The organism is Chitinophaga sp., assembly GCF_035564935.1.
GTDB lineage: Bacteria > Bacteroidota > Bacteroidia > Chitinophagales > Chitinophagaceae > Chitinophaga.
The window spans coordinates 1-3052 of the sequence record NZ_DATMTE010001085.1; the positions used below are offsets into that span (position 1 = coordinate 1).

Here is a 3052-nt window from a genome sequence, read left to right on the forward strand (position 1 = left end):
ATCCAGCACCCAAGTACATTGCGCCGATCCCGTTCCGCGATCTGAACCTGAGCCCGGGATGGACACAAAACCCAAGCTACTAAACAATTACTTTTGATTTGACCTATAAATAGTTTAATCATGCCTTGTGCATGATTAAACTATTTTGTTAATTCGTTTTGTAGCTAAATGAAAATTCTCCCAGTGTATAAATTTTAGTGAATGAAAAAAACAAACTGGAAGCTGCGCAGCCTCCTGATGCTGACGCCTTTTCTATGCTTATCCGGCCGCACACATGCTGCGGTGTATGATACCATCCCCGGAACAAAGCAGCCTATCGACCTGATTGACCCTACCATCGGCAACGTAGGCCAGCTGCTGGAACCCACCCGGCCCACCGTGCAGCTGCCAAACCAGATGATCCGGTTTACACCCCAGCGGAAAGATTTTATGGACGACCAGATCTCCGACTTTCCATTGAACGTGGTATCACACCGGCTTGGACAGGTGTTTTCCATAAAACCGGCGGTGGGCGCCATATCGCAAAGCGATTGGAAAACCCGGATGCCATACGACCATAACCTGGAAACCAACCGCCCCTGGTATTATTCTACCTGGCTGCTGGATGAGGAAGTGAACGTGGAATTTACTGCCGGTAAAAAAGCGGGTTACTATCGTTTCCGTTTCCCGGTTGGTAAAGAAAAATCGTTATTGTTAGGTACTTACAATGATGGCGAGGCCGCGTACAGCTTCCTGCCGGGCAATGTGATCACCGGGATGGAAACTTATAATGGTTATGTAAAAGTATACCTCTACGGCGTTTTCAGCGAAGCTGGTAAACCCGGTGTAGTAGAACAGGGACAATTAAGCAACAATAAAAATATTGCTGGTAAAGCGCTAAAAGCATTTATCAGTTTCCCTGCCGCTACAAAAGAAGTGACGCTTAAATATGCCATTAGCTATATCAGTGCTGAACAGGCAAAGAAAAGTTATGAAGAAGAGATCAGTAAAAAAGATTTCGACGCCGTAGCCGCCAATGGTAAAAAAGCCTGGGCCGATGTGATGAACCAGGTAAAGGTAAAAGGTGGTACTACCGCCCAGCAACGCTCTTTCTATACCGCGTTATACCGCTGCTATGAAAGGGCAGTGGATATTACAGAAGACGGGCAGTATTACAGTGGTTACGATAAACAGGTGCATAAAGATAAGCGTCCTTTTTATGTGGATGACTGGACCTGGGATACTTACCTGGCACTGCACCCGTTGAGAATGATCCTCAACCCCGCAAAGGAAGAAGATATGTTACAATCGTTTGTACATATGTATGAGCAGAGTGGCTGGATGCCTACTTTCCCTGTGCTGTTCGGCGATCATGCGTGTATGAACGGGTTCCATTCTTCTGTAGTAATGCTGGATGCACACCGCAAAGGACTGAAAAACTTTGACATTGAAAAAGCCTATGAAGGCATGCGCAAAAATGCTACTGAAGCTACCATGCTTCCCTGGCGCAATGGTCCTAAAACAGCACTCGATGATGTGTATCATAACAAAGGCTATTTCCCGGCACTGCGCCCGGGCGAAAAAGAAACCGAACCCGTGGTACATTCCTTTGAAAAAAGACAGGCCGTGGCAGTGACGCTGGGCGGCGCTTACGACGACTGGGCAGTGTCGGAACTGGCCGGTGATCTGAATAAGAAAGATGACCAGCGTTTGTTTGCACCAAGGGCAAAGAATTATAAAAATCTCTGGAACGCCGACAAACAATTCTTCCTGCCAAAAGATGGCAACGGGGAATGGATCGATATCAATGTAAAATATGATGGTGGTCTTGGTGGCCGTGAATATTATGATGAAAACAACGGCTGGACCTATCTCTGGCAGGTACAGCAGGACATTCCCGGGCTCATTGCCCTGATGGGAGGAAAAGATGCGTTCGAAAAAAGACTGGATCAGCTGTTCCGCGAACCGCTGGATATGTCGCGCTATGCGTTCTGGAGTAAGTTCCCGGATGCCACCGGCCTCGTAGGACAATATTCCATGGGCAATGAACCCAGCTTTCATATTCCTTATTTATACAACTACACCGGCGCTCCCTGGAAAACGCAGCAGCGCATCCGCTTCCTGCTGGATGCCTGGTTCAAGGATAACATCTTTGGTATTCCCGGTGATGAAGACGGTGGCGGTATGTCTGCCTTCGTAGTATTTTCCTCGATGGGCTTTTACCCGGTAACACCAGGTATTCCCGAATACACCATTGGCAGCCCGGTATTTGAAAATGTAAGCATCACTTTACCTGATAAAAAACAATTTACCGTAGTAGCGCATAACAGCTCCGTTGTAAATAAATATATTCAACAGGCAAAGTTCAATGGCAAGCCGCTGAACAAACCCACGTTCACACACCAGCAGTTAACCGATGGCGGAACGCTGGAACTGTTCATGGGGCCCAAGCCTAATAAAAGCTGGGGTGTGCAGTAATTGCCGGGAAAGAAGTTTACTGGTCTAGTGAGCCGGTAACAATGATGAAGACAGAAGATCGTCCCTTTACAGGGACGGTCTTTTTTTGGCGGCAAACAAGCCGGTAAAAACTTGTCATGTTAATAAAAGAACGGTTTAAAAAAATGAAATAATTGTACAAATAAATGAGAATAGTGTATTTTACCTGTCTCACAGCATAACCCATTATATACTTCAGACAGTCATGAAAAGTATATTAATTGTTACAGATGTAGATTTCTGGCAACGAGGGTCAGGTAATAGAATAAGGATAGCTGCACTCCTCAGGTATCTTAGTGAAAACTTTGCTATCAGCGTCATCTATACAGGTGATATTAAACCTCCAACATCATATCCGCATGCTGCCATCCTTCCTATTGGTAAAGCGAATGCCAAGTCATCAAAGTATTGTATAAATCTTATCAGGACGTTGTTTAAAAAAATATCATTCAAGGTATGCATCATCGAATATATTCATCAGTCCTATTTCCTCAACTATTTGCCGCCAGGTACCCTAACCATATTAGATACACATGACATTCAAAGTGAGAAGAATAAGAGCTTTAACGCATTCAAT

Annotated in this window: 2 protein-coding genes; both read left to right on the forward strand. The window is 45.2% G+C overall.

Annotated features, from left to right (window positions below):
* Window positions 1-201: 201 nt before the first annotated feature.
* Window positions 202-2457 carry a GH92 family glycosyl hydrolase gene (locus VN105_RS28020; RefSeq protein ID WP_325646497.1) on the forward strand — a complete coding sequence of 752 codons (2256 nt, stop codon included), beginning with the start codon at window positions 202-204 and terminating at the stop codon, window positions 2455-2457.
* 223 nt (window positions 2458-2680) lie between these two features.
* Window positions 2681-3052 (forward strand): hypothetical protein (locus tag VN105_RS28025; protein WP_325646499.1); only part of this gene is annotated, 372 nt, incomplete at its 3' end.